Origin of the sequence: Klebsiella sp. A52, from assembly GCF_018388785.1 — a bacterium.
Taxonomy (GTDB): domain Bacteria; phylum Pseudomonadota; class Gammaproteobacteria; order Enterobacterales; family Enterobacteriaceae; genus Klebsiella; species Klebsiella aerogenes.
The window spans coordinates 591,257-610,000 of the sequence record NZ_CP074437.1 but is presented as its reverse complement, the minus strand read 5'-3'; the positions used below and the strand labels follow the sequence as shown (position 1 = coordinate 610,000).

Here is an 18,744-nt window from a genome sequence, read left to right as displayed (position 1 = left end):
GGTTTCCCAGGCCCGCTAAGCGCAGCGGGCTTTTTTATTAGCGCACCGCGCCAGCCATCCACGCCGACAGTTCTTTCAGTTCCGCTTCCTGCTCAGGGTAATCTCTAATCAACGCCTCACACTGCTGCTGCAGGACCTCCGCCCGATACTGACAGCCGGCTAAGTGTGCCGCCAGCGCCTCCAGCGGCGCCGGATTCAGGCTATCGGTAAAAGCCTGGGCGCGGGTGATATGGCCCTTCTCGACGTCAAAATGCAGCTCGACGCCGCCCCAGCGAAAGCGCTCATCCAGCAGGTGGGAGAAAGCGGGCGCCTGGCCGAAGTTCCACTCCCAGCTGCTCTGGCGGGCGAAGGTCTCGGCAAAATTCGGCAGATCCGGCGTGTTGTCCGGCGAAATGACTTCCGCCTCTACCCGTTCGCCGTAATGGCTGAAAAATGCCTCCTGAATGGCTTCGCAAATCTGCTGATGGGTAATGCCCGGTAGGAGTTCAACCAGGTTCGCTACGCGCCCGCGCACCGAGCTAATGCCTTTGGCCTGCAGCTTTTTCTTGTCCGGATTGAGGTAGTTAGCGAGACGGCTTAGGTCGGCGTTCAGTAGCAGGGTGCCGTGATGAAAACCGCGGTCCATCGTTTCGCGATAGGCGGATCCAGACACCTTGCGGTCGCCGTTGTCGGTTTTGACCACCAGATCGTTGCGCCCGGAGGCTTCGGCCGTTACGCCGAGCGAATTCAACGCCGCCAGCACGATAGCGGTGGAGACGGTTTTGTCGTATTCCGGTTTACCCGCCATAAAGGTAAAGCAGGTGTTGCCGAGGTCGTGGAATACCGCGCCGCCGCCGCTGCTGCGCCGGGCCAGCCGCACGTTATCTTCTTCCATGCGCCGGGTATTGCACTCCTTCCACGGATTCTGCGCGCGACCAATAACGACGGTGTCGGCGTTGCGCCACAGAAACAGCACCCGTTGGGTGGCCGGCATCTGGCGGAAAATACACTCTTCGACCGCGAGGTTAAACCAGGGGTCGTAGGAGTCGGAGAGCAGCAGGCGGAGCGTCGGCATAGGATATCCTTGTCTGGTTAATCTTTATCTTCGTCCTGGACGGGCTTATTCGCGGTGAGCAGGAAGGGCGATTGCTGCCAGCGGGTACGTTTGCCCTGCAGCAACGTGCGGGTCAGCACCACGCCGATGGCCAGCGACAACAGCAGCATCAGGCGTAAGATATTGGTGGTATTATCCACCTGTTTCGCCTCGGTCGCCAACGTGTGGGTATCCAGCGTCAGGCGCAGATAGCCGACCGGGCCGTTTTTGCCGAGGATCGGCTCGACGATTTGCTGGTTAAAGTAGCCGCCGGCTTTTTTGCCATCCAGCGCCAGGCGGTCGCGCACATCAACGCTTTCGCCGGAGCGAGCCACCAAATCGCCTTGTTCATCATATACCCCGGCATCGAGCACCCGACTTTTATCCGTCAGCTGTTCCAGCAAGCGGGTAATGCGCTTTTCGTCGGGCGTTTCGCTGCGCATCAGCGGCGCCAGGTTCAGCGTAACCTGCTGCGCCAGCGTCCGCGCCAGCTCTTCCAGCTGCGGATTACGCTGCTTTTGGCTATTCTGACTGAACCACGAGGCGCCCTGCATCAGCGCGACGAGAAGCGCGAGACAGATCAGAACAATGACGGCGCGATGCAGTCGGAATTTCAGTTTTGCTCGTACCATATTCCACCTTTGAAAATTTGCAGCTTAATGTTGCCAGAAGCGCTGGTTACAAGGTAGCCTCATGCGTTATTTTCCTCGCCTGAATGAAGAGATGTGGAGCCGTAATGCCTAACAGTTTGACCTGGTGCGACCTGCCCGAAGATGTTTCCTTGTGGCCTGGGTTGCCGCTTTCCCTGAGCGGCGACGAGGTCATGCCGCTGGATTATCACGCCGGGCGCAGCGGCTGGCTGCTGTATGGTCGCGGTCTCGATAAACGTCGGCTGACGGCGTGGCAGCGCGAACTCGGCGCGGCGCTGGTTATCGTCTCTTCCTGGGTCGTGGAAGACTATCAGGTGATCCGTCTGGCGGGCTCGCTGACGCAGCGCGCCACGCGCCTGGCCCATGAAGCCGGGCTGGACGTCGCGCCGCTGGGCAAAATCCCGCATCTGCGCACGCCGGGCCTGTTGGTGATGGATATGGACTCCACGGCGATTCAGATCGAATGTATTGATGAAATTGCTAAGCTTGCCGGCACCGGCGAGCTGGTTTCGGAAGTGACCGAACGCGCGATGCGCGGCGAGCTCGACTTCACCGCCAGCCTGCGCCAGCGCGTCGCCACCCTGAAAGACGCCGACGCGAACATCCTGCTGCAGGTGCGGGAAGCGCTGCCGCTGATGCCGGGGCTGACGCAACTGGTGCTGAAGCTGGAAACGCTGGGCTGGAAGGTAGCCATCGCCTCCGGCGGCTTTACCTTCTTTGCCGAATACCTGCGCGATAAGCTGCATCTCGACGCGGTATTCGCCAACGAGCTGGAAATCATGGACGGCAAGCTCACCGGCAACGTTATCGGCGACATTGTCGATGCCAAATATAAAGCCAATACTCTGCGTAAACTGGCGGAAAAATATGAGATTCCGCCGGCGCAAACCGTGGCGATTGGCGATGGCGCCAACGATCTGCCGATGATCAAGGCGGCAGGCCTCGGCATTGCCTATCATGCGAAACCAAAAGTCAATGAACAGGCGGAAGTCACCATCCGCCACGCTGACCTGATGGGGGTATTCTGTATTCTCTCCGGCAGCATGAATCAAAAGTAAGAGGTTAACGTGGCGAAAGCTCCAAAACGCGCATTTGTCTGTAATGAATGTGGTGCGGATTATCCGCGCTGGCAGGGGCAGTGCAGCGCATGCCATGCCTGGAATACCATCACCGAGATGCGCATCGCCGCCTCGCCGCAGGTGGCGAGAAACGAGCGTCTGTCAGGCTACGCCGGTAATGCCGGCGTGTCGAAGGTACAGAAGCTGTCGGAGATAAGCCTGGAGGCGCTGCCGCGTTTCTCCACCGGATTTAAAGAGTTCGACCGCGTGCTCGGCGGCGGCGTGGTACCGGGTAGCGCCATTCTAATCGGCGGCAACCCCGGCGCCGGGAAATCGACGCTGCTGCTGCAAACCCTCTGCAAGCTGGCGGAAGGAATGAAAACGCTGTACGTCACCGGGGAAGAATCCCTGCAGCAGGTCGCGATGCGCGCGCATCGTCTCGGGCTGCCGACGGCGAATCTGAATATGCTCTCGGAGACCAGCATCGAGCAAATCTGTCAGATCGCCGATGAAGAAAAGCCTCAGCTGATGGTCATCGACTCCATCCAGGTGATGCATATGGCTGATGTCCAGTCGTCGCCGGGGAGCGTGGCCCAGGTACGCGAAACCGCGGCCTATCTGACGCGCTTTGCCAAAACTCGCGGCGTGGCGATTGTGATGGTTGGCCACGTCACCAAAGACGGCTCGTTGGCCGGTCCGAAAGTACTGGAACACTGTATTGACTGCTCGGTGCTGCTGGACGGCGATGCCGATTCCCGTTTCCGCACGTTGCGCAGCCATAAAAACCGCTTTGGCGCGGTCAATGAACTCGGCGTCTTCGCGATGACCGAGCAGGGCCTGCGCGAAGTCAGCAACCCCTCCGCCATCTTCCTCAGCCGCGGCGATGAAGTCACCTCTGGCAGCTCGGTCATGGTGGTATGGGAAGGCACCCGTCCGCTGCTGGTTGAGATCCAGGCGCTGGTCGATCACTCGATGATGTCTAATCCGCGTCGCGTCGCGGTAGGCCTGGAGCAGAACCGTCTGGCGATCCTGCTGGCGGTGCTGCACCGCCATGGCGGCCTGCAGATGGCCGATCAGGACGTCTTCGTTAACGTGGTTGGCGGGGTCAAAGTCACTGAAACCAGCGCCGACCTGGCGCTGCTGCTGGCGATGGTTTCGAGCCTGCGCGATCGCCCGTTGCCGCAGGATCTGGTGGTCTTTGGCGAAGTCGGATTAGCCGGTGAAATTCGCCCGGTGCCAAGCGGCCAGGAACGTATTTCCGAGGCGGCGAAGCACGGGTTCCGTCGCGCCATCGTACCTGCGGCAAACGTGCCTAAAAAAGCGCCGGAAGGGATGCAAATCTTTGGCGTGAAAAAACTGGCCGATGCGCTGAGCGTTTTTGACGACTTATAATGATACCCGTCATACTTCAGGGTATGACGGGTATCAAACCCGAGTTTGCAGGAGGCACGCATAAACTATGTCGTCATTCGACTATCTGAAAAACGCCATTAAGCAAAAGGGTTGTACGCTGCAGCAGGTGGCGGAAGCCAGCGGGATGACCAAAGGTTATCTCAGTCAGCTATTAAACGCGAAAATCAAAAGCCCGAGCGCCCAGAAGCTCGAAGCCTTACACCGCTTCCTCGGCCTTGAATTCCCGCGCAAACAGAAAAGCGTCGGGGTGGTTTTTGGTAAATTTTATCCGCTGCATACCGGGCATATTTACCTGATTCAGCGCGCCTGTAGCCAGGTCGATGAGCTTCATATCATCATGGGCTATGACGACACTCGTGACCGCGAGCTGTTCGAGGAGAGCGCCATGTCGCAACAGCCGACGGTTCCCGATCGTCTGCGCTGGCTGCTGCAAACCTTTAAATATCAAAAAAACATTCGCATCCACGCCTTCAACGAAGAGGGGATGGAGCCGTACCCGCACGGCTGGGACGTCTGGAGCCGCGGGATCCGCGCCTTCATGAGCGAGAAAGGGATCGAACCTAACTGGATCTACACCTCGGAAGAGGCCGATGCGCCGCAGTATCTGGAGCATCTGGGGATCGAAACCGTGCTTATCGATCCGAAGCGAACCTTCATGAGTATCAGCGGCGGCCAGATCCGCGAAAACCCGTTCCGCTATTGGGAATATATTCCGACCGAAGTAAAACCGTTCTTTGTGCGTACGGTGGCGATCCTAGGCGGCGAGTCGAGCGGTAAATCGACGCTGGTGAATAAGCTCGCCAATATCTTCAATACCACCAGCGCCTGGGAATACGGCCGCGATTACGTCTTTTCACACCTCGGCGGCGATGAAATGGCGTTGCAGTATTCCGATTACGATAAAATCGCGCTGGGGCACGCACAGTACATTGATTTCGCGGTGAAGTATGCCAATAAGGTGGCGTTTATCGATACCGACTTCGTCAGCACTCAGGCCTTCTGCCTGAAGTACGAAGGCCGCGAGCATCCGTTCGTGCAGGCGTTAATCGATGAATACCGCTTTGATCTGGTGATCCTGCTGGAGAACAACACGCCTTGGGTGGCCGATGGGCTGCGTAGCCTCGGTAGTTCGGTAGATCGCAAAGAGTTTCAGACGTTGCTGGTGTCACTGCTGAAAGAAAACGGCATCGAGTTCGTGCACGTGGAAGAGTCGGATTACGACGCCCGGTTCCTGCGCTGCGTTGAGCTGGTGAAGCAGCTGATGGGCGAGCAGGGGTAGAGGCTCTGCGGGCTGTAGCCCTCACCCCAACCCTCTCCCAATGGGAGAGGGAGCAAACACTAAAAAAGGCAACTTGCGTTGCCTTTTTACATTTACCTTACCCTCACCCCGACCCTCTCCCAATGGGAAAGGGAGCAAACACTAAAAAAGGCAACTTGCGTTGCCTTTTTGCATTTACCTTACCCTCACCCCAACCCTCTCCCAATGGGAGAGGGAGCAAACACTAAAAAAGGCAACTTGCGTTGCCTTTTTACATTTACCTTACCCTCACCCGGGCCCTCTCCCAATGGGAGAGGGAGCAAACATTAAAAAAGGCAACTTGCGTTGCCTTTTTACATTTACCTTACCCTCACCCCGACCCTCTCCCAATGGGAGAGGGAGCAAACATTAAAAAAGGCAACTTGCGTTGCCTTTTTGCATTTACCTTACCCTCACCCCGGCCCTCTCCCATTGGGAGAGGGAGCAAACACTAAAAAAGGCAACTTGCGTTGCCTTTTTGTATTTTATTTTGAGATACGTTTGTACTTGATACGCTTCGGCTCCAGCGCATCGGCGCCGAGGGTGCGTTTCTTGTACTCTTCGTACTCGGTAAAGTTACCTTCGAAGAACTCAACTTTACCTTCATCCTGGTAATCCAGAATGTGGGTCGCAATACGGTCAAGGAACCAGCGGTCGTGCGAGATAACCATGGCGCAGCCCGGGAACTCCAGCAGGGCGTTTTCCAGCGCGCGCAGGGTTTCGATATCCAGGTCGTTGGTTGGTTCATCGAGCAGCAGTACGTTACCGCCGACCTGCAGCAGCTTTGCCAGGTGCAGACGACCGCGTTCACCGCCGGACAGCTCGCCAACGCGTTTGCCCTGGTCGACGCCTTTGAAGTTAAAGCGGCCAACGTAGGCGCGGCTTGGCATCTCTGTGTTGCCGATCTTCATGATATCCAGGCCGCCGGACACTTCTTCCCAAACGGTCTTGCTGTTGTCCATCGCGTCACGGAACTGATCGACAGAGGCCAGCTTAACGGTTTCACCCAGCGTGATGGTGCCGGAATCAGGCTGTTCCTGGCCGGACATCATGCGGAACAGGGTAGATTTACCCGCGCCGTTCGGACCGATGATACCAACGATAGCGCCTTTCGGTACGGAGAAGCTCAGATCGTCAATCAGTACGCGGTCGCCGTAAGATTTGCGCAGATTGCTGACTTCCAGAACTTTATCGCCCAGACGCGCTCCTGGCGGAATGAACAGTTCGTTGGTCTCGTTACGTTTCTGGTATTCGACGTTATTAAGCTCTTCAAAGCGCGCCAGACGGGCTTTGCCCTTAGACTGACGGCCTTTCGCGCCCTGGCGAACCCACTCGAGTTCTTTCTCGATAGATTTGCGGCGTGCGGCTTCCTGAGAAGCTTCCTGCGCCAGACGCTGATCTTTTTGCTCCAGCCAGGAGGAGTAGTTGCCTTCCCACGGAATACCTTCGCCGCGGTCAAGCTCGAGGATCCAGCCGGCGACGTTATCGAGGAAGTAACGGTCGTGGGTAATCGCCACTACGGTGCCTTCGAAATCGTGCAGGAAGCGCTCCAGCCAGGCGACGGACTCGGCGTCGAGGTGGTTGGTCGGTTCGTCGAGCAGCAGCATGTCTGGTTTTTCCAGCAGCAGGCGGCACAGTGCGACGCGGCGGCGTTCACCACCGGAAAGATTGGCGATTTTCGCATCCCAGTCCGGCAGGCGCAGGGCATCGGCCGCACGCTCCAGCTGCACGTTCAGGTTATGGCCGTCGTGCGCCTGGATGATCTCTTCGAACTTGCCCTGTTGCGCGGCAAGCTTATCGAAGTCGGCATCCGGCTCGGCGTATTTGGCATAAACTTCGTCCAGGCCTTTCAGCGCGTTAACCACTTCGGCGACCGCTTCTTCAACGGATTCGCGTACGGTGTGCTCCGGATTCAGCTGCGGCTCCTGCGGCAGGTAGCCGATTTTGATCCCGGGCTGCGGGCGCGCTTCACCTTCGATCTCGGTGTCGATACCGGCCATGATGCGCAGCAGGGTAGATTTACCGGCGCCGTTCAGACCGAGAACACCGATTTTCGCGCCAGGGAAGAAACTGAGGGAGATATTTTTCAAAATATGACGTTTCGGCGGAACCACTTTGCCGACACGATGCATGGTATAAACGAATTGAGCCACGTTGGACTTCGCCTCTTTCTATTCTGATAGATAGTTCAAAGGCGAAGTGTAGCCTTTTTCGCGCGGTAATCCCAGCGAGGCGACAGGATTCACAGAAGCGTAAAAAAATGTTCAGGACATGGCATGTTTTCAGTTGTCTGATTAGCATAACTAAGCAATACCTGATTTTTTTGAAGCGGCACGATGCCGCGGTGATGCACCAAACTAGAGGAAGAGCTTGTGGAAAAAGCCAAAACTACGGCATGGCGTCTTCTGGCTGCCGGCGTGAGTCTGCTGACGCTAAGCCAGCTGGCGCATGCGGATTCACTGGATGAACAGCGCAGCCGCTATGCTCAAATTAAACAGGCGTGGGACAACCGCCAGATGGATGTCGTCAACCAGTTGATGCCCACGCTCAGCAGCTATCCGCTGTATCCCTACCTGCAATATCGACAAATTACCGATGACCTGATGAACCAGCCGCCGCTGGTGGTCACTAATTTCATTGCGGCGAACCCGACGCTACCGGCGGCGCGTTCGCTGAAATCACGCTTTGTTAATGAGCTGGCGCGGCGCACCGACTGGCGAGGCTTACTGGCGTTCAGCCCGGATAAACCGGCGACAACCGAAGCGCAGTGTAACTACTACTACGCCAAACTCAGCGTCGGCCAGTCGCAGGAGGCGTGGAGCGGGGCGAAAGAGCTGTGGCTGACTGGTAAGAGCCAGCCAAATGCCTGCGATCCGCTGTTCAGCGCATGGCGCGATTCCGGGCAGCAGGATCCACTGGCCTATCTCGAACGAATCCGCCTGGCGATGAAGGCCGGCAATACCAGCCTGGTCCGCGTGCTTGCTCAGCAGATGCCGTCAAACTATCAGAGCATCTCTTCGGCGGTGGTGGCGTTGGCCAACGACCCCAATAGCGTGATGACCTTTGCCCGCACCACCGGGGCCACCGACTTTACCCGCCAGATGGCGGCGGTCGCTTTTGCCAGCGTCGCGCGTCAGGATGTGGAAAACGCCCGTCTGATGATCCCATCGCTGGTGCAGGCGCAGCAGTTGAATGAGGATCAAACCCAGGAGCTGCGCGATATCGTCGCCTGGCGTCTGATGGGCAGCGATGTGACCGAAGCGCAGGCGGAGTGGCGCGATGACGCGATCATGCGTTCGCAATCGACCCCGCTTGTGGAACGCCGGGTTCGTATGGCGCTTGGCAACGGCGATCGTCATGGGCTGAACACCTGGCTGGCGCGTCTGCCGATGGAGGCGAAAGAGAAAGACGAGTGGCGCTACTGGCAGGCGGATCTGCTGCTGGAGCGCGGGCGCGATGACGAAGCGAAAGCCATCTTGCATTCGCTGATGCAGCAGCGCGGCTTCTATCCGATGGTTGCCGCTCAGCGTCTGGGTGAAGAGTACACCTTCCGCATTGATAAAGCCTCCGGCACTATCGACCCGGCGCTGGCCTCTGGCCCTGAGATGGCGCGCGTTCGCGAGCTGATGTACTGGAACATGGACAACACCGCGCGCAGCGAATGGGCGAACCTGGTGAGTAGCCGGACCAAATCGCAGCAGGCGCAGCTGGCGCGTTACGCTTTTGATCAACACTGGTGGGATCTTAGCGTACAGGCGACGATCGCCGGTAAATTGTGGGATCAGCTGGAAGAGCGCTTCCCGCTGGCGTACAACGATCTGTTCGCGCGTTATATTAGCGGCAAAGATATTCCGCAGAGCTACGCGATGGCGATTGCGCGTCAGGAGAGCGCCTGGAACCCGAAAGTGCGTTCACCGGTCGGCGCCAGCGGCTTGATGCAGATTATGCCGGGCACCGCGACGCATACCGTTAGCATGTTCAGCATTCCTGGCTATAGCGGTCCGTCGCAGCTGCTGGATCCGGAAACCAATATCAACATTGGTACCAGCTATCTGCAGTACGTCTACCAGCAGTTCGGCAATAACCGTATTTACGCTTCCGCCGCCTATAACGCCGGGCCTGGACGCGTGCGAACCTGGCAGGGCAATAGCGCCGGGCGCATCGATGCGGTGGCATTTGTCGAGAGTATTCCGTTCTCGGAAACCCGCGGCTATGTAAAAAACGTCCTCTCTTACGATGCCTATTACCGCTACTTTATGGGCAAGCAGGATAACTTGCTGAGCGACGCCGAATGGCAACAGCGTTACTGATTGTTCGGAAGTATGTTATTCTTTGTACTCGTTGATGAGTACATTCGACGGGCAGCCTGGCTGCCCGTCTCAACATGGCGACGTAACATGACCCAACAATCTCCCTATTCAGCGGCCGTGGCCGAACAACGTCATCAGGAGTGGCTACGTTTCGTGGCGCTGCTGCAGCAAGCTTACGCCGAAGACCTTCACCTGCCGTTACTGCAGCTGATGCTGACGCCCGACGAGCGCGAAGCGCTGGGCACCCGGGTGCGTATTATTGAAGAGTTGCTGCGCGGCGAGATGAGCCAGCGCGAGCTCAAAAACGAACTCGGCGCCGGTATTGCCACCATTACCCGCGGTTCGAATAGCCTGAAATCGGCGCCGGTAGAGCTACGCCAGTGGCTGGAACAGACCCTGCTTAACGATAAATAGCGTTATGGAATGGGCTGAGTGCCAGCACGACCGCCTGATGGTAGACGCTGCTGCGCGTCAGCTTGCCGCCGGTAAAGACGCCAATAGCGCCCTCTTTGCGGCCTATCTCATCGATACCGGTATGCTGCGACATGACCGGCCCCAGCGCTTCCCCGGCGCGAACCTGCGCAAGAATGACTTCCGGCAGCGGCAGGGTTGCCGAGCGCGCTTCGCCGCGCTGCTGCTGGCTCTCAATTACCACCCAACTGAAGGTGCTGCCTTCATCGATCCCGGCTTCTATCGCCACCCAAAAATCGGCTTGCGGCTGCGCGATACGGGCATTAGCGACGCGATTTCGTGCGCCAGCCCGCGTTTCCTCGCTGCCGAAGGGCTGTTCCGGCACGCCGCTCTCGACGGCGACGGACTCAATGTGGCAGGATCCTTCGCCGAAGATCTCGTTAAAAGCCTGCAGAATTGCCTGAATTTTGGCGGGATTAGTGGTAGCTGAGACAACATGGTGCATAATCAAAACAACTCAGAATTAATTAACGTCATCGCAGTATACTCTAAATCACTCTGGCGGTAGCCGATAGCGCCGATCGTCGATTGATGAAGGGTTCAGAACGGAAAATAAGCATGTTACAGGTATACCTTGTTCGCCACGGTGAAACGCAGTGGAACGCCGAGCGACGTATTCAAGGCCAGTCCGATAGCCCACTGACCGCTCACGGCGAGCGCCAGGCATGGCAGGTGGGCGAGCGCGCCAGAACGTTGGGGATCACCCATATTATCGCCAGCGACCTCGGACGTACCCGCCGCACGGCAGAAATTATCGCTGAAGCCTGCGGCTGCGGCGTCGTTACCGATCCGCGCCTGCGCGAGCTGGATATGGGGGTGCTGGAGAAGCGCCATATCGACTCGCTTAGTGAGGAAGAAGAGGGCTGGCGCCGTCAGTTGGTCAACGGTACGCCGGATGGGCGCATACCGCAGGGCGAATCCATGCAGGAGCTGAGCGAGCGTATGCGCGCGGCGCTATCATCCTGTCTGGAATTACCGCCAGGTAGCCGGCCGCTGCTGGTGAGTCATGGGATGGCTCTGGGCTGTCTGGTGAGCACAATCCTCGGGCTGCCTGCTTATGCGGAGCGCCGTCTGCGCCTGCGCAACTGTTCGATTTCACGCGTTGATTATCAGCAGAGCCCGTGGCTGGCGTCAGGATGGGTGGTGGAGACCGCGGGGGACGTTTCGCATCTCGATGCCCCCGCGATGGACGAACTACAGCGTTAACGACGAATCGGAATCAGGTATTCGCAGCGCAGCTGAATTGGCGTGGCCTGGTTCCGGTTATCATCTTCCGGATAGAAGCGCTCAATATCCAGGCCTTTGCGGCGGGTGAGGTTCAGCATCGGCATACAGGTGCCGTATACCGTCAGGATAAACTCCTGCAGCCCGGTGCCTAATCCTTCGTAAGTGAACATCACATACTCGCCGCCTTCCAGAATCACCGGATGAGAGTTATGCAGGTGCCCGTTCGCCATCTCCGGCGTTAGCGCGGTGGTGTAGAACACCTCCTGCTCGTCATCTTTTTCCAGACTTGGACGCGGTTCATGCAGGCCGTACAGCGTTGGCGGAATGCTGGGCGCATTACCGAGGAATTCGCGCCAGAACTGAACGCGCATCTGGTTACGGAATTCAGAAATCTCTTCAAGCTTACAGGTATAGCTTTGGGTCACGCCGACCAGTTGCGTGGTGCTCAGGGTCACAAACTCATGCTTCGGCATGGTAAATTCGCCGAGCCGCAGCGGCGGACGCATACCGAACGAGCTCCAGTCCGGAGAACGGCGGTAGAGCGCTGGGGTCAAATTAAACTGTTTTTTAAAGGCGCGGGTGAACGTCTGTTGAGAATCGAAGCGATACTGCAGCGCGATGTCGAGAATCGGGCGTGCGGTCAGGCGTAGCGCCACGGCGGATTTGGAGAGACGGCGTGCGCGAATATAGGCACCGATGGCTTGACCCGTGACGTCTTTAAACATACGTTGCAAATGCCACTTGGAATAACCTGCCTTCGCCGCCACATTATCCAACGAGAGGGGCTGATCCAGGTGACCTTCCAGCCAGCTCAGGAGATCGCGAATAATCCCAGCTTGATCCATAAAATGTCCCCATCCTTTAAACTCAGGTACCTATATTAAGGTAGCGGATAATAGCATTTTTTGATGTTTTAGCATTCAGTGTTTTTTTTGCTTATAAATGCGATTATCTGGTGGATATCGTTGGTAATTTTGTAAAGCTGTGATCTTTAAACCTTTTCCACAGCGTTTGTGATTATCACGCAGCGGAATTTTAAGAAATGGTAACAATATGAAATACAAGAAGTTAGTGGCAGGTTTGTTCTTGCTGGCCGCAGGCCAACTGGCGCACGCCGAGCAAATCGGCTCCGTCGATACGGTATTTAAATGGCTGGGGCCGGATCATAAAATCGTGGTCGAAGCCTTCGACGATCCCGATGTACAAAACGTCACCTGCTATATTAGCCGGGCAAAAACAGGCGGCATTAAAGGCGGGCTGGGGCTGGCGGAAGATACCTCAGACGCCGCCATCTCCTGCCAGCAGGTCGGGCCGATTGAGTTGACGGATAAAATCAAAAACGGCAAAAGCCAGGGCGATGTGGTATTCCAGAAACGTACCTCGCTGGTGTTCAAAAAACTGCAGGTCGTACGCTTCTATGACGCTAAACGCAATGCGCTGGTGTACCTGACCTATTCGGATAAAGTGGTCGACGGCTCGCCGAAGAATGCCATCAGCGCCGTGCCGATCATGCCGTGGAATAAATAAACGGGAGTCACAATGCAACAGCCACGGATTTGGTTAGTTGAGGATGAACAGAGTATCGCCGATACCCTTGTTTACATGCTGCAGCAGGAAGGATTCGACGTGACCGTCTTCGAGCGCGGGTTGCCCGCGCTTGATGCGGCGCTGCATCAGAGCCCGGATTTAGCGATCCTCGACGTCGGCTTGCCGGATATTAGCGGCTTTGAACTATGCCGACGACTGCTGGCGCGCCATCAGGCATTGCCAGTACTGTTTTTGACCGCACGCAGCGAAGAGGTTGATAAGCTGCTGGGGCTGGAAATTGGCGCTGACGACTACATCGCCAAACCGTTTTCGCCGCGCGAAGTCTGCGCGCGGGTGCGTACCGTTCTGCGTCGCCTGCAGAAATTTTCTACCCCTTCGCCGGTGGTGCGCGTTGGCGAGTTCGTGTTGGATGAGCTGGCGATGACAATTAGCTGGTATGGTCAACCGCTGAGCCTGACGCGTTACGAATTCCTGCTGTTGAAAACCCTCATTAACGCCCCCGGTTGCGTGTTCTCTCGCCAGCAGTTGATGGAGCGAGTGTGGAGCGATGCTTACGAGAGTATCGATCGTACCGTCGATACCCATATCAAAACCCTACGCGCCAAGCTGCGGGCGGTGAATCCTGATATTAACCCGATTAATACGCATCGCGGTCTGGGCTATAGCCTGGGGGGCTATTGATGCGTATCGGGATGCGCCTGTTACTGGGGTATTTCTTGATTGTCGGCATTGCCGCGTGGTTTGTGCTCTCTATCTTTGTGCAGGAAGTCAAACCGGGCGTGCGCCGGGCAACGGAAGGCACGCTTAACGATACCGCAACGCTATTGGCGGCGCTGGCCCGGGAGGATCTTCTTTCGGTAAATCCGCAGCAGGGGCGGCTGGCGCAGGCCTTTCAGTCGCTTAATCAGCAGCCCATCAACGCCAATATCAGCGGTATCAGGAAAATGCGCAATGAGTATCGCGTCTATCTGACGGATGCTCAGGGGAAAGTGGTGTTTGACTCCAGCGGGGAGGCGGTTGGCCAGGATTATTCGCGCTGGAATGACGTCTGGCTGACCCTGCGCGGCCAGTACGGCGCCCGCAGTTCGCGCAGTGACCCCAATGATGATAATAGCTCCGTCATGTACATTGCCGCGCCGGTGATGGATAACGGGCGTATCATCGGCGTGGTCAGCGTCGGTAAACCTAATCTGGCAATGACGCCGGTGATTAAACGCAGCGAGCGGCGGATATTGTGGGCCGGTGGCGCGCTGCTGGGGATTGCTTTACTGATCGGCGCCGGGATGGTCTGGTGGATTAACTTCTCTATTGGCAAACTGGTGCGTTACGCCGATTCGGTGACTGCCGAGCGTCCGTTGCCTCTGCCGAACGTCGGCAGTAGCGAGTTAAGCAAGCTGGCGCAGGCGCTGGAGAGCATGCGCGTGAAGCTAGAAGGCAAGAACGCGATCGAAAACTATGTCTACGATCTCACTCATGAACTCAAAAGCCCGCTGGCGGCGATCCGCGGTGCGGCAGAGATCTTGCGCGAGGGGCCGCCGCCTGAGGTCGCCGCGCGTTTCACGGCAAATATTCTTGCGCAGAATACCCGCATGCAGCTGTTGGTGGAAAAACTGCTGCAACAGGCGCGGCTGGAAAATCGGCTGGAGATAACGCCGCAGTTGGTTTCGGTTGATGCGCTTTTCCAACGTCTGGCGGATGAACGCGACATTGCTCTGGAGGCGAAAGCCATCACCCTGCGCTGGCAGAAGAGCGGGGTAACGGTGAATGGCGATAGCGAACTACTGGCGCAGGCGCTGGGCAATCTTATCGATAATGCGATTGACTTTACCCCCCGCGGCGGTGAAATCGCTCTGGCGGTGGAGACGTGCCACGAAGAGGCGCAGCTAAGCGTGACGGATAACGGTCGCGGTATTCCTGACTTTGCGCTGGCGCGCGTCTTTGAACGCTTTTACTCGCTGCCGCGGGAAGATGGCCATAAGAGCAGCGGTTTAGGACTGGCGTTTGTGCGTGAGGTGGCGCGTCTGCATCAGGGTGATATTAGCCTGCGTAATCGCCCTGAAGGCGGCGTTGTCGCGACGCTACAACTTCACCGTCCCTTCACATAGCTTCAAACACACTGCACATAGCCGCCCTACAGTGAGCCCATCACGATAGGGAGAAGGCTATGATGAAATCACCATTATTCTGGAAAATTAGTACGCTGTTGGGCTGTATTTTGCTGTTGTCCGTGCCGCTGATGATGGTCAGAGCGCTTATTAGCGAGCGTGCGGACTATCGCAGCGATGTAGTGGATGCGATAGAGCACAGTACCAGCGGTTCACAAAAGCTGACGGGGCCGCTGGTTGCTATCCCGGTGACCGAGACGCTATTTCGTATGGAGAACCAAAAAGAGGTCGAATATCAGCGTCGCTGGATCTACTACTGGCTACCGGAAACGCTGACGGTTAACGGTGTGCAAAATGTGGAGTCGAGAAAAGTCGGCATATACAGTGGGCAGGTCTGGCATAATGCCCTGCAAATTCAGGCGCAGTTCGATCCTTCGCGGCTGAAAGAGCTGCAAAAGGCAAATATCAATTTAGGAAAACCGTTTTTAGTGCTTAGCGTGAGCGATGCCCGCGGCATCGGCGTGATCAACGCGCCGGTAATTGACGGTAAGGCACTGACCGTTGAACCGGGATTGGGATTGAACGGCGGCGGGGTAGGTATTCATATGCCGATGCCGGCGTTAAACGCAGACAATAAACCGCTGGATATTGCTTTTACCCTCAATCTTAACGGTACCGGCGGCTTCTCCGTTGTACCGTTGGGCCGCAACAGCGAGCTGCAGCTAACCAGTAACTGGCCGCATCCAGGATTCCTTGGCAGATTCCTGCCTACGAAACGCGAAGTGAGCGCCTCGGGTTATAGCGCGCACTGGCAGAGCAGTTGGTTTGCCAACAATATGGGCAACTATTTCGCCGATGACACCGATATTGAGTGGTCGCGTTTACCCGCCTTTAGCGTGGACGTGATGTCGCAGGCCGATCAATATCAGCTCACCGACCGGGCGACTAAATACGCCATCCTGTTAATCGCACTGACTTTTATGGCCTTCTTCGTTTTCGAGAGCCTGACGCATCGTCGTCTGCACCCGATGCAGTATCTGCTGGTCGGCTTATCGCTGGTGATGTTCTACCTCGTGCTGCTGGCGCTCTCTGAGCATATTGGCTTTACCCGAGCCTGGGCGATAGCCAGCCTGATTGGCGCGGTAATCAACGGTATTTATTTACAGGCGGTACTGAAAGGGTGGCGTAATAGTCTGTTATTCGTCGTGGCGCTGCTGCTGCTGGATGGCGTGATGTGGCTACTGCTGCGTTCTGAGGATAGCGCGCTGCTGCTCGGCACCGGGGTACTACTGCTGGCGCTGTGCGCGTTGATGTTCCTGACCCGCCGCGTGGACTGGTATGCCTTATCTCTACCGCAGAGCAAACCGGAAAAACCGCAAAGCAAGGATGACGACACGCTACGTATCTGGAAGTAAAAGTAGCATAAAAAAACAGCGCCAGAAGGCGCTGTTTTTGCATTATAGCTGCGGGATAACCAGAATTATTCCTGCAGATCGCCGCAGAAACGGTAACCTTCACCGTGAATCGTGGCGATGATTTCCGGAGTATCCGGCGTGGATTCGAAATGCTTACGAATGCGACGAATGGTCACGTCCACGGTACGGTCATGCGGCTTCAGCTCGCGACCGGTCATTTTCTTCAGCAGCTCTGCGCGTGACTGGATTTTGCCCGGGTTTTCGCAGAAGTGCAGCATCGCGCGGAATTCGCTACGCGGCAGCTTGTACTGCTCGCCGTTTGGGCTCACCAATGAACGGCTGTTGATATCCAGTTCCCAACCGTTGAACTTGTAGCTCTCAACGCTGCGACGCTCTTCGCTCACGGTACCCAGGTTCATGGTACGGGAGAGCAGGTTACGCGCGCGGATAGTCAGTTCACGCGGGTTAAACGGTTTAGTGATATAGTCATCGGCGCCGATTTCGAGGCCAAGAATTTTATCAACTTCGTTGTCGCGGCCGGTAAGGAACATCAGCGCGACGTCAGCCTGCTCACGCAGTTCACGCGCGAGCAGAAGACCATTTTTACCTGGCAGGTTGATATCCATGATCACCAGGTTGATATCATTTTCAGACAGGATCTGATGCATTTCCGCGCCATCGGTCGCTTCGAATACATCATAACCTTCTGCTTCGAAAATACTTTTTAACGTGTTGCGTGTTACCAACTCGTCTTCAACGATAAGAATGTGCGGGGTCTGCATGTTTGCTACCTAAATTGCCAACTAAATCGAAACAGGAAGTACCAAAGTCCCTGACCTGCCTGGTACATGCCACAAATTAACATGTCCGGCGTAACATGACTAAAGTACGTAATTGCGTTCTTGATGCACTTTCCATCAACGTCAACAACATCATTAGCTTGGTCGTGGGTACTTTCCCTCTGGACCCGACGGTGTCAAAAACGGCTGTCATCCTAACCATTTTAACAGCAACATAACAGGCTAAGAGAGGCCGAACACCCAATAAAACTACGCTTCGTTGACATATATCAAGTTCAATTGTAGCACGTTAACAGTCTTGTGAAATCATTGCATCGATTTGCGATTTATCGTCACATTTCTTACACAGCTCAATTAGTTGCAGCTATGAATTAATAAATGCAATGAATCCAAAGCCCGTAGACAAATGAAAACTGAAATATCATTGCCAAACATATGGATAAATGCGTTCTGTTAACATACTCCGTATTGGTGTCCAATGTGAACAGTTTAGTTTTTTTTAAGAGTAATAAAGCTCATTTTTAGTGATTTTTGTTGCAAATTTGTAAATTTTCGCCGCGTAAAATGGGGGAGACCGCAGAGTCACGCCGCGTAAGTGGATAAGGGAAGCATAATGCGTTTATCGATCATTTTAGTGGCCCCCGCGAGGGCTGAAAACGTCGGCGCGGCGGCGCGAGCGATGAAAACCATGGGATTCAGCGAACTGCGGATTGTCGATAGCGAAGCGCATCTGCAGCCTGCCGCGCGCTGGGTTGCGCATGGTTCGGGAGATATTTTAGATAATATAAAAACCTATCCGACGCTTGAGCAGGCCCTGCACGATGTCGACTTTACCGTCGCCACTACCGCCCGCAGTCGCGCGCGTTTTCACTACTACGCCACGCCGCAGCAGTTGCTACCGCTGCTGGAAGAAAAAGCGCAATGGATGAAACATACGGCGCTGGTCTTTGGCCGTGAAGATTCCGGATTAACTAACGATGAACTGGCGCTGGCCGATGTGCTTACCGGCGTGCCGATGGTCGCCGATTATCCCTCCTTGAATCTTGGGCAGTCGGTAATGGTGTATTGCTATCAGCTGAGCTCGCTGCAGCAGCAGACTGCGGTTCAGGCGCCTGAAACCGACGAAAAACAATTGCAGGCGCTACGTCAGCGGACGCTTTCGCTACTTGGACGCTTGGGTGTCGATGACGACATAAAACTGGCCGACTGGCTACAGCAGCGGATCGGCCTGTTACAACAGCGCGACACCGCCATGTTGCATCGATTGCTGCATGATATTGAAAAAAAACTATCTGAATAAAATCCTGTTATAAGTAATTTTTATGGTTGAATGTACTAATTTCAACGGCAACCGTCTGGCAATGCGGCGGAAATATCG

At 56.0% G+C, this 18,744-nt stretch carries 18 protein-coding genes; 12 read left to right on the top strand and 6 right to left on the bottom strand.

The window, feature by feature from the left end; translation table 11 throughout:
* Nucleotides 1–37 precede the first annotated feature (37 nt).
* Both lplA and KGA69_RS02760 read right to left on the bottom strand, forming a co-directional pair.
* A complete protein-coding gene (lplA, locus tag KGA69_RS02765) occupies nucleotides 38–1,054 on the bottom strand; it encodes a lipoate--protein ligase LplA (RefSeq protein ID WP_213292782.1) in 1,017 nt (338 codons plus the stop codon).
* 17 nt (nucleotides 1,055–1,071) lie between these two features.
* Complete coding sequence (locus KGA69_RS02760) at nucleotides 1,072–1,704, bottom strand: YtjB family periplasmic protein (protein ID WP_015368377.1); 633 nt, start codon at nucleotides 1,702–1,704, stop codon at nucleotides 1,072–1,074.
* Between the two features lie 104 nt (nucleotides 1,705–1,808).
* Here KGA69_RS02760 and serB point away from each other — a divergent pair, with 104 nt between their 5' ends.
* The 3 genes from serB (at nucleotide 1,809) to nadR (ending at nucleotide 5,472) form a co-directional block, all read left to right on the top strand.
* The gene (gene serB / locus KGA69_RS02755; RefSeq protein ID WP_015704324.1) at nucleotides 1,809–2,780 is read left to right on the top strand and encodes a phosphoserine phosphatase; all 972 of its coding nucleotides are present in this window, start codon (nucleotides 1,809–1,811) and stop codon (nucleotides 2,778–2,780) included.
* 9 nt (nucleotides 2,781–2,789) lie between these two features.
* Nucleotides 2,790–4,172 (top strand): DNA repair protein RadA, encoded by a 1,383-nt coding sequence (gene radA / locus KGA69_RS02750; RefSeq protein ID WP_015368375.1) that lies wholly within the window; start codon nucleotides 2,790–2,792, stop codon nucleotides 4,170–4,172.
* 67 nt (nucleotides 4,173–4,239) lie between these two features.
* Nucleotides 4,240–5,472 carry a multifunctional transcriptional regulator/nicotinamide-nucleotide adenylyltransferase/ribosylnicotinamide kinase NadR gene (nadR, locus tag KGA69_RS02745; protein ID WP_045395907.1) on the top strand — a complete coding sequence of 411 codons (1,233 nt, stop codon included), beginning with the start codon at nucleotides 4,240–4,242 and terminating at the stop codon, nucleotides 5,470–5,472.
* 503 nt (nucleotides 5,473–5,975) lie between these two features.
* Here nadR and ettA read toward each other — a convergent pair.
* Nucleotides 5,976–7,643 carry an energy-dependent translational throttle protein EttA gene (gene ettA / locus KGA69_RS02740; protein WP_023291900.1) on the bottom strand — a complete coding sequence of 556 codons (1,668 nt, stop codon included), beginning with the start codon at nucleotides 7,641–7,643 and terminating at the stop codon, nucleotides 5,976–5,978.
* A 219-nt stretch (nucleotides 7,644–7,862) separates the two neighbouring features.
* On the opposite strand from ettA, the gene sltY reads away from it, so the two are divergent.
* A complete protein-coding gene (gene sltY / locus KGA69_RS02735) occupies nucleotides 7,863–9,800 on the top strand; it encodes a murein transglycosylase (RefSeq protein WP_047043908.1) in 1,938 nt (645 codons plus the stop codon).
* A gap of 87 nt (nucleotides 9,801–9,887) precedes the next feature.
* The gene (trpR, locus tag KGA69_RS02730; RefSeq protein ID WP_015368371.1) at nucleotides 9,888–10,214 is read left to right on the top strand and encodes a trp operon repressor; all 327 of its coding nucleotides are present in this window, start codon (nucleotides 9,888–9,890) and stop codon (nucleotides 10,212–10,214) included.
* Here trpR and yjjX read toward each other — a convergent pair.
* On the bottom strand, nucleotides 10,201–10,716 hold the full coding sequence (gene yjjX / locus KGA69_RS02725; protein ID WP_045395903.1) for an inosine/xanthosine triphosphatase: 516 nt from the start codon (nucleotides 10,714–10,716) through the stop codon (nucleotides 10,201–10,203). The two genes, trpR and yjjX, sit on opposite strands and share 14 nt — an antisense overlap.
* 113 nt (nucleotides 10,717–10,829) lie before the next feature.
* Between yjjX and gpmB the strand changes: the two genes are divergently transcribed.
* Nucleotides 10,830–11,477 (top strand): 2,3-diphosphoglycerate-dependent phosphoglycerate mutase GpmB, encoded by a 648-nt coding sequence (gene gpmB, locus KGA69_RS02720; RefSeq protein WP_015368369.1) that lies wholly within the window; start codon nucleotides 10,830–10,832, stop codon nucleotides 11,475–11,477.
* Here gpmB and robA read toward each other — a convergent pair.
* Nucleotides 11,474–12,343 carry an MDR efflux pump AcrAB transcriptional activator RobA gene (robA, locus tag KGA69_RS02715; protein ID WP_045395899.1) on the bottom strand — a complete coding sequence of 290 codons (870 nt, stop codon included), beginning with the start codon at nucleotides 12,341–12,343 and terminating at the stop codon, nucleotides 11,474–11,476. The two genes, gpmB and robA, sit on opposite strands and share 4 nt — an antisense overlap.
* A gap of 208 nt (nucleotides 12,344–12,551) precedes the next feature.
* On the opposite strand from robA, the gene creA reads away from it, so the two are divergent.
* The 4 genes from creA to creD are packed head-to-tail and all read left to right on the top strand — an operon-like array spanning nucleotide 12,552 to nucleotide 16,566.
* Nucleotides 12,552–13,025, top strand: coding sequence for a protein CreA (creA, locus tag KGA69_RS02710; protein WP_020079661.1), 474 nt, complete (start codon nucleotides 12,552–12,554; stop codon nucleotides 13,023–13,025).
* Nucleotides 13,026–13,037: 12 nt separating this feature from the next.
* Nucleotides 13,038–13,727, top strand: coding sequence for a two-component system response regulator CreB (gene creB / locus KGA69_RS02705; RefSeq protein WP_213292781.1), 690 nt, complete (start codon nucleotides 13,038–13,040; stop codon nucleotides 13,725–13,727).
* Complete coding sequence (creC, locus tag KGA69_RS02700; RefSeq protein WP_047043913.1) at nucleotides 13,727–15,151, top strand: two-component system sensor histidine kinase CreC; 1,425 nt, start codon at nucleotides 13,727–13,729, stop codon at nucleotides 15,149–15,151. The genes creB and creC overlap by 1 nt, the downstream gene beginning before the upstream one ends.
* A 59-nt stretch (nucleotides 15,152–15,210) precedes the next feature.
* Nucleotides 15,211–16,566, top strand: coding sequence for a cell envelope integrity protein CreD (gene creD, locus KGA69_RS02695; protein WP_213292780.1), 1,356 nt, complete (start codon nucleotides 15,211–15,213; stop codon nucleotides 16,564–16,566).
* A 65-nt stretch (nucleotides 16,567–16,631) separates the two neighbouring features.
* Here creD and arcA read toward each other — a convergent pair whose 3' ends face one another.
* On the bottom strand, nucleotides 16,632–17,348 hold the full coding sequence (gene arcA / locus KGA69_RS02690) for a two-component system response regulator ArcA (protein ID WP_002887843.1): 717 nt from the start codon (nucleotides 17,346–17,348) through the stop codon (nucleotides 16,632–16,634).
* A gap of 95 nt (nucleotides 17,349–17,443) precedes the next feature.
* On the opposite strand from arcA, the gene yjjY reads away from it, so the two are divergent.
* The gene (yjjY, locus tag KGA69_RS02685; RefSeq protein WP_001541509.1) at nucleotides 17,444–17,584 is read left to right on the top strand and encodes a YjjY family protein; all 141 of its coding nucleotides are present in this window, start codon (nucleotides 17,444–17,446) and stop codon (nucleotides 17,582–17,584) included.
* 395 nt (nucleotides 17,585–17,979) lie between these two features.
* The gene (locus KGA69_RS02680; RefSeq protein WP_047078009.1) at nucleotides 17,980–18,666 is read left to right on the top strand and encodes a tRNA/rRNA methyltransferase; all 687 of its coding nucleotides are present in this window, start codon (nucleotides 17,980–17,982) and stop codon (nucleotides 18,664–18,666) included.
* Nucleotides 18,667–18,744: the final 78 nt, after the last annotated feature.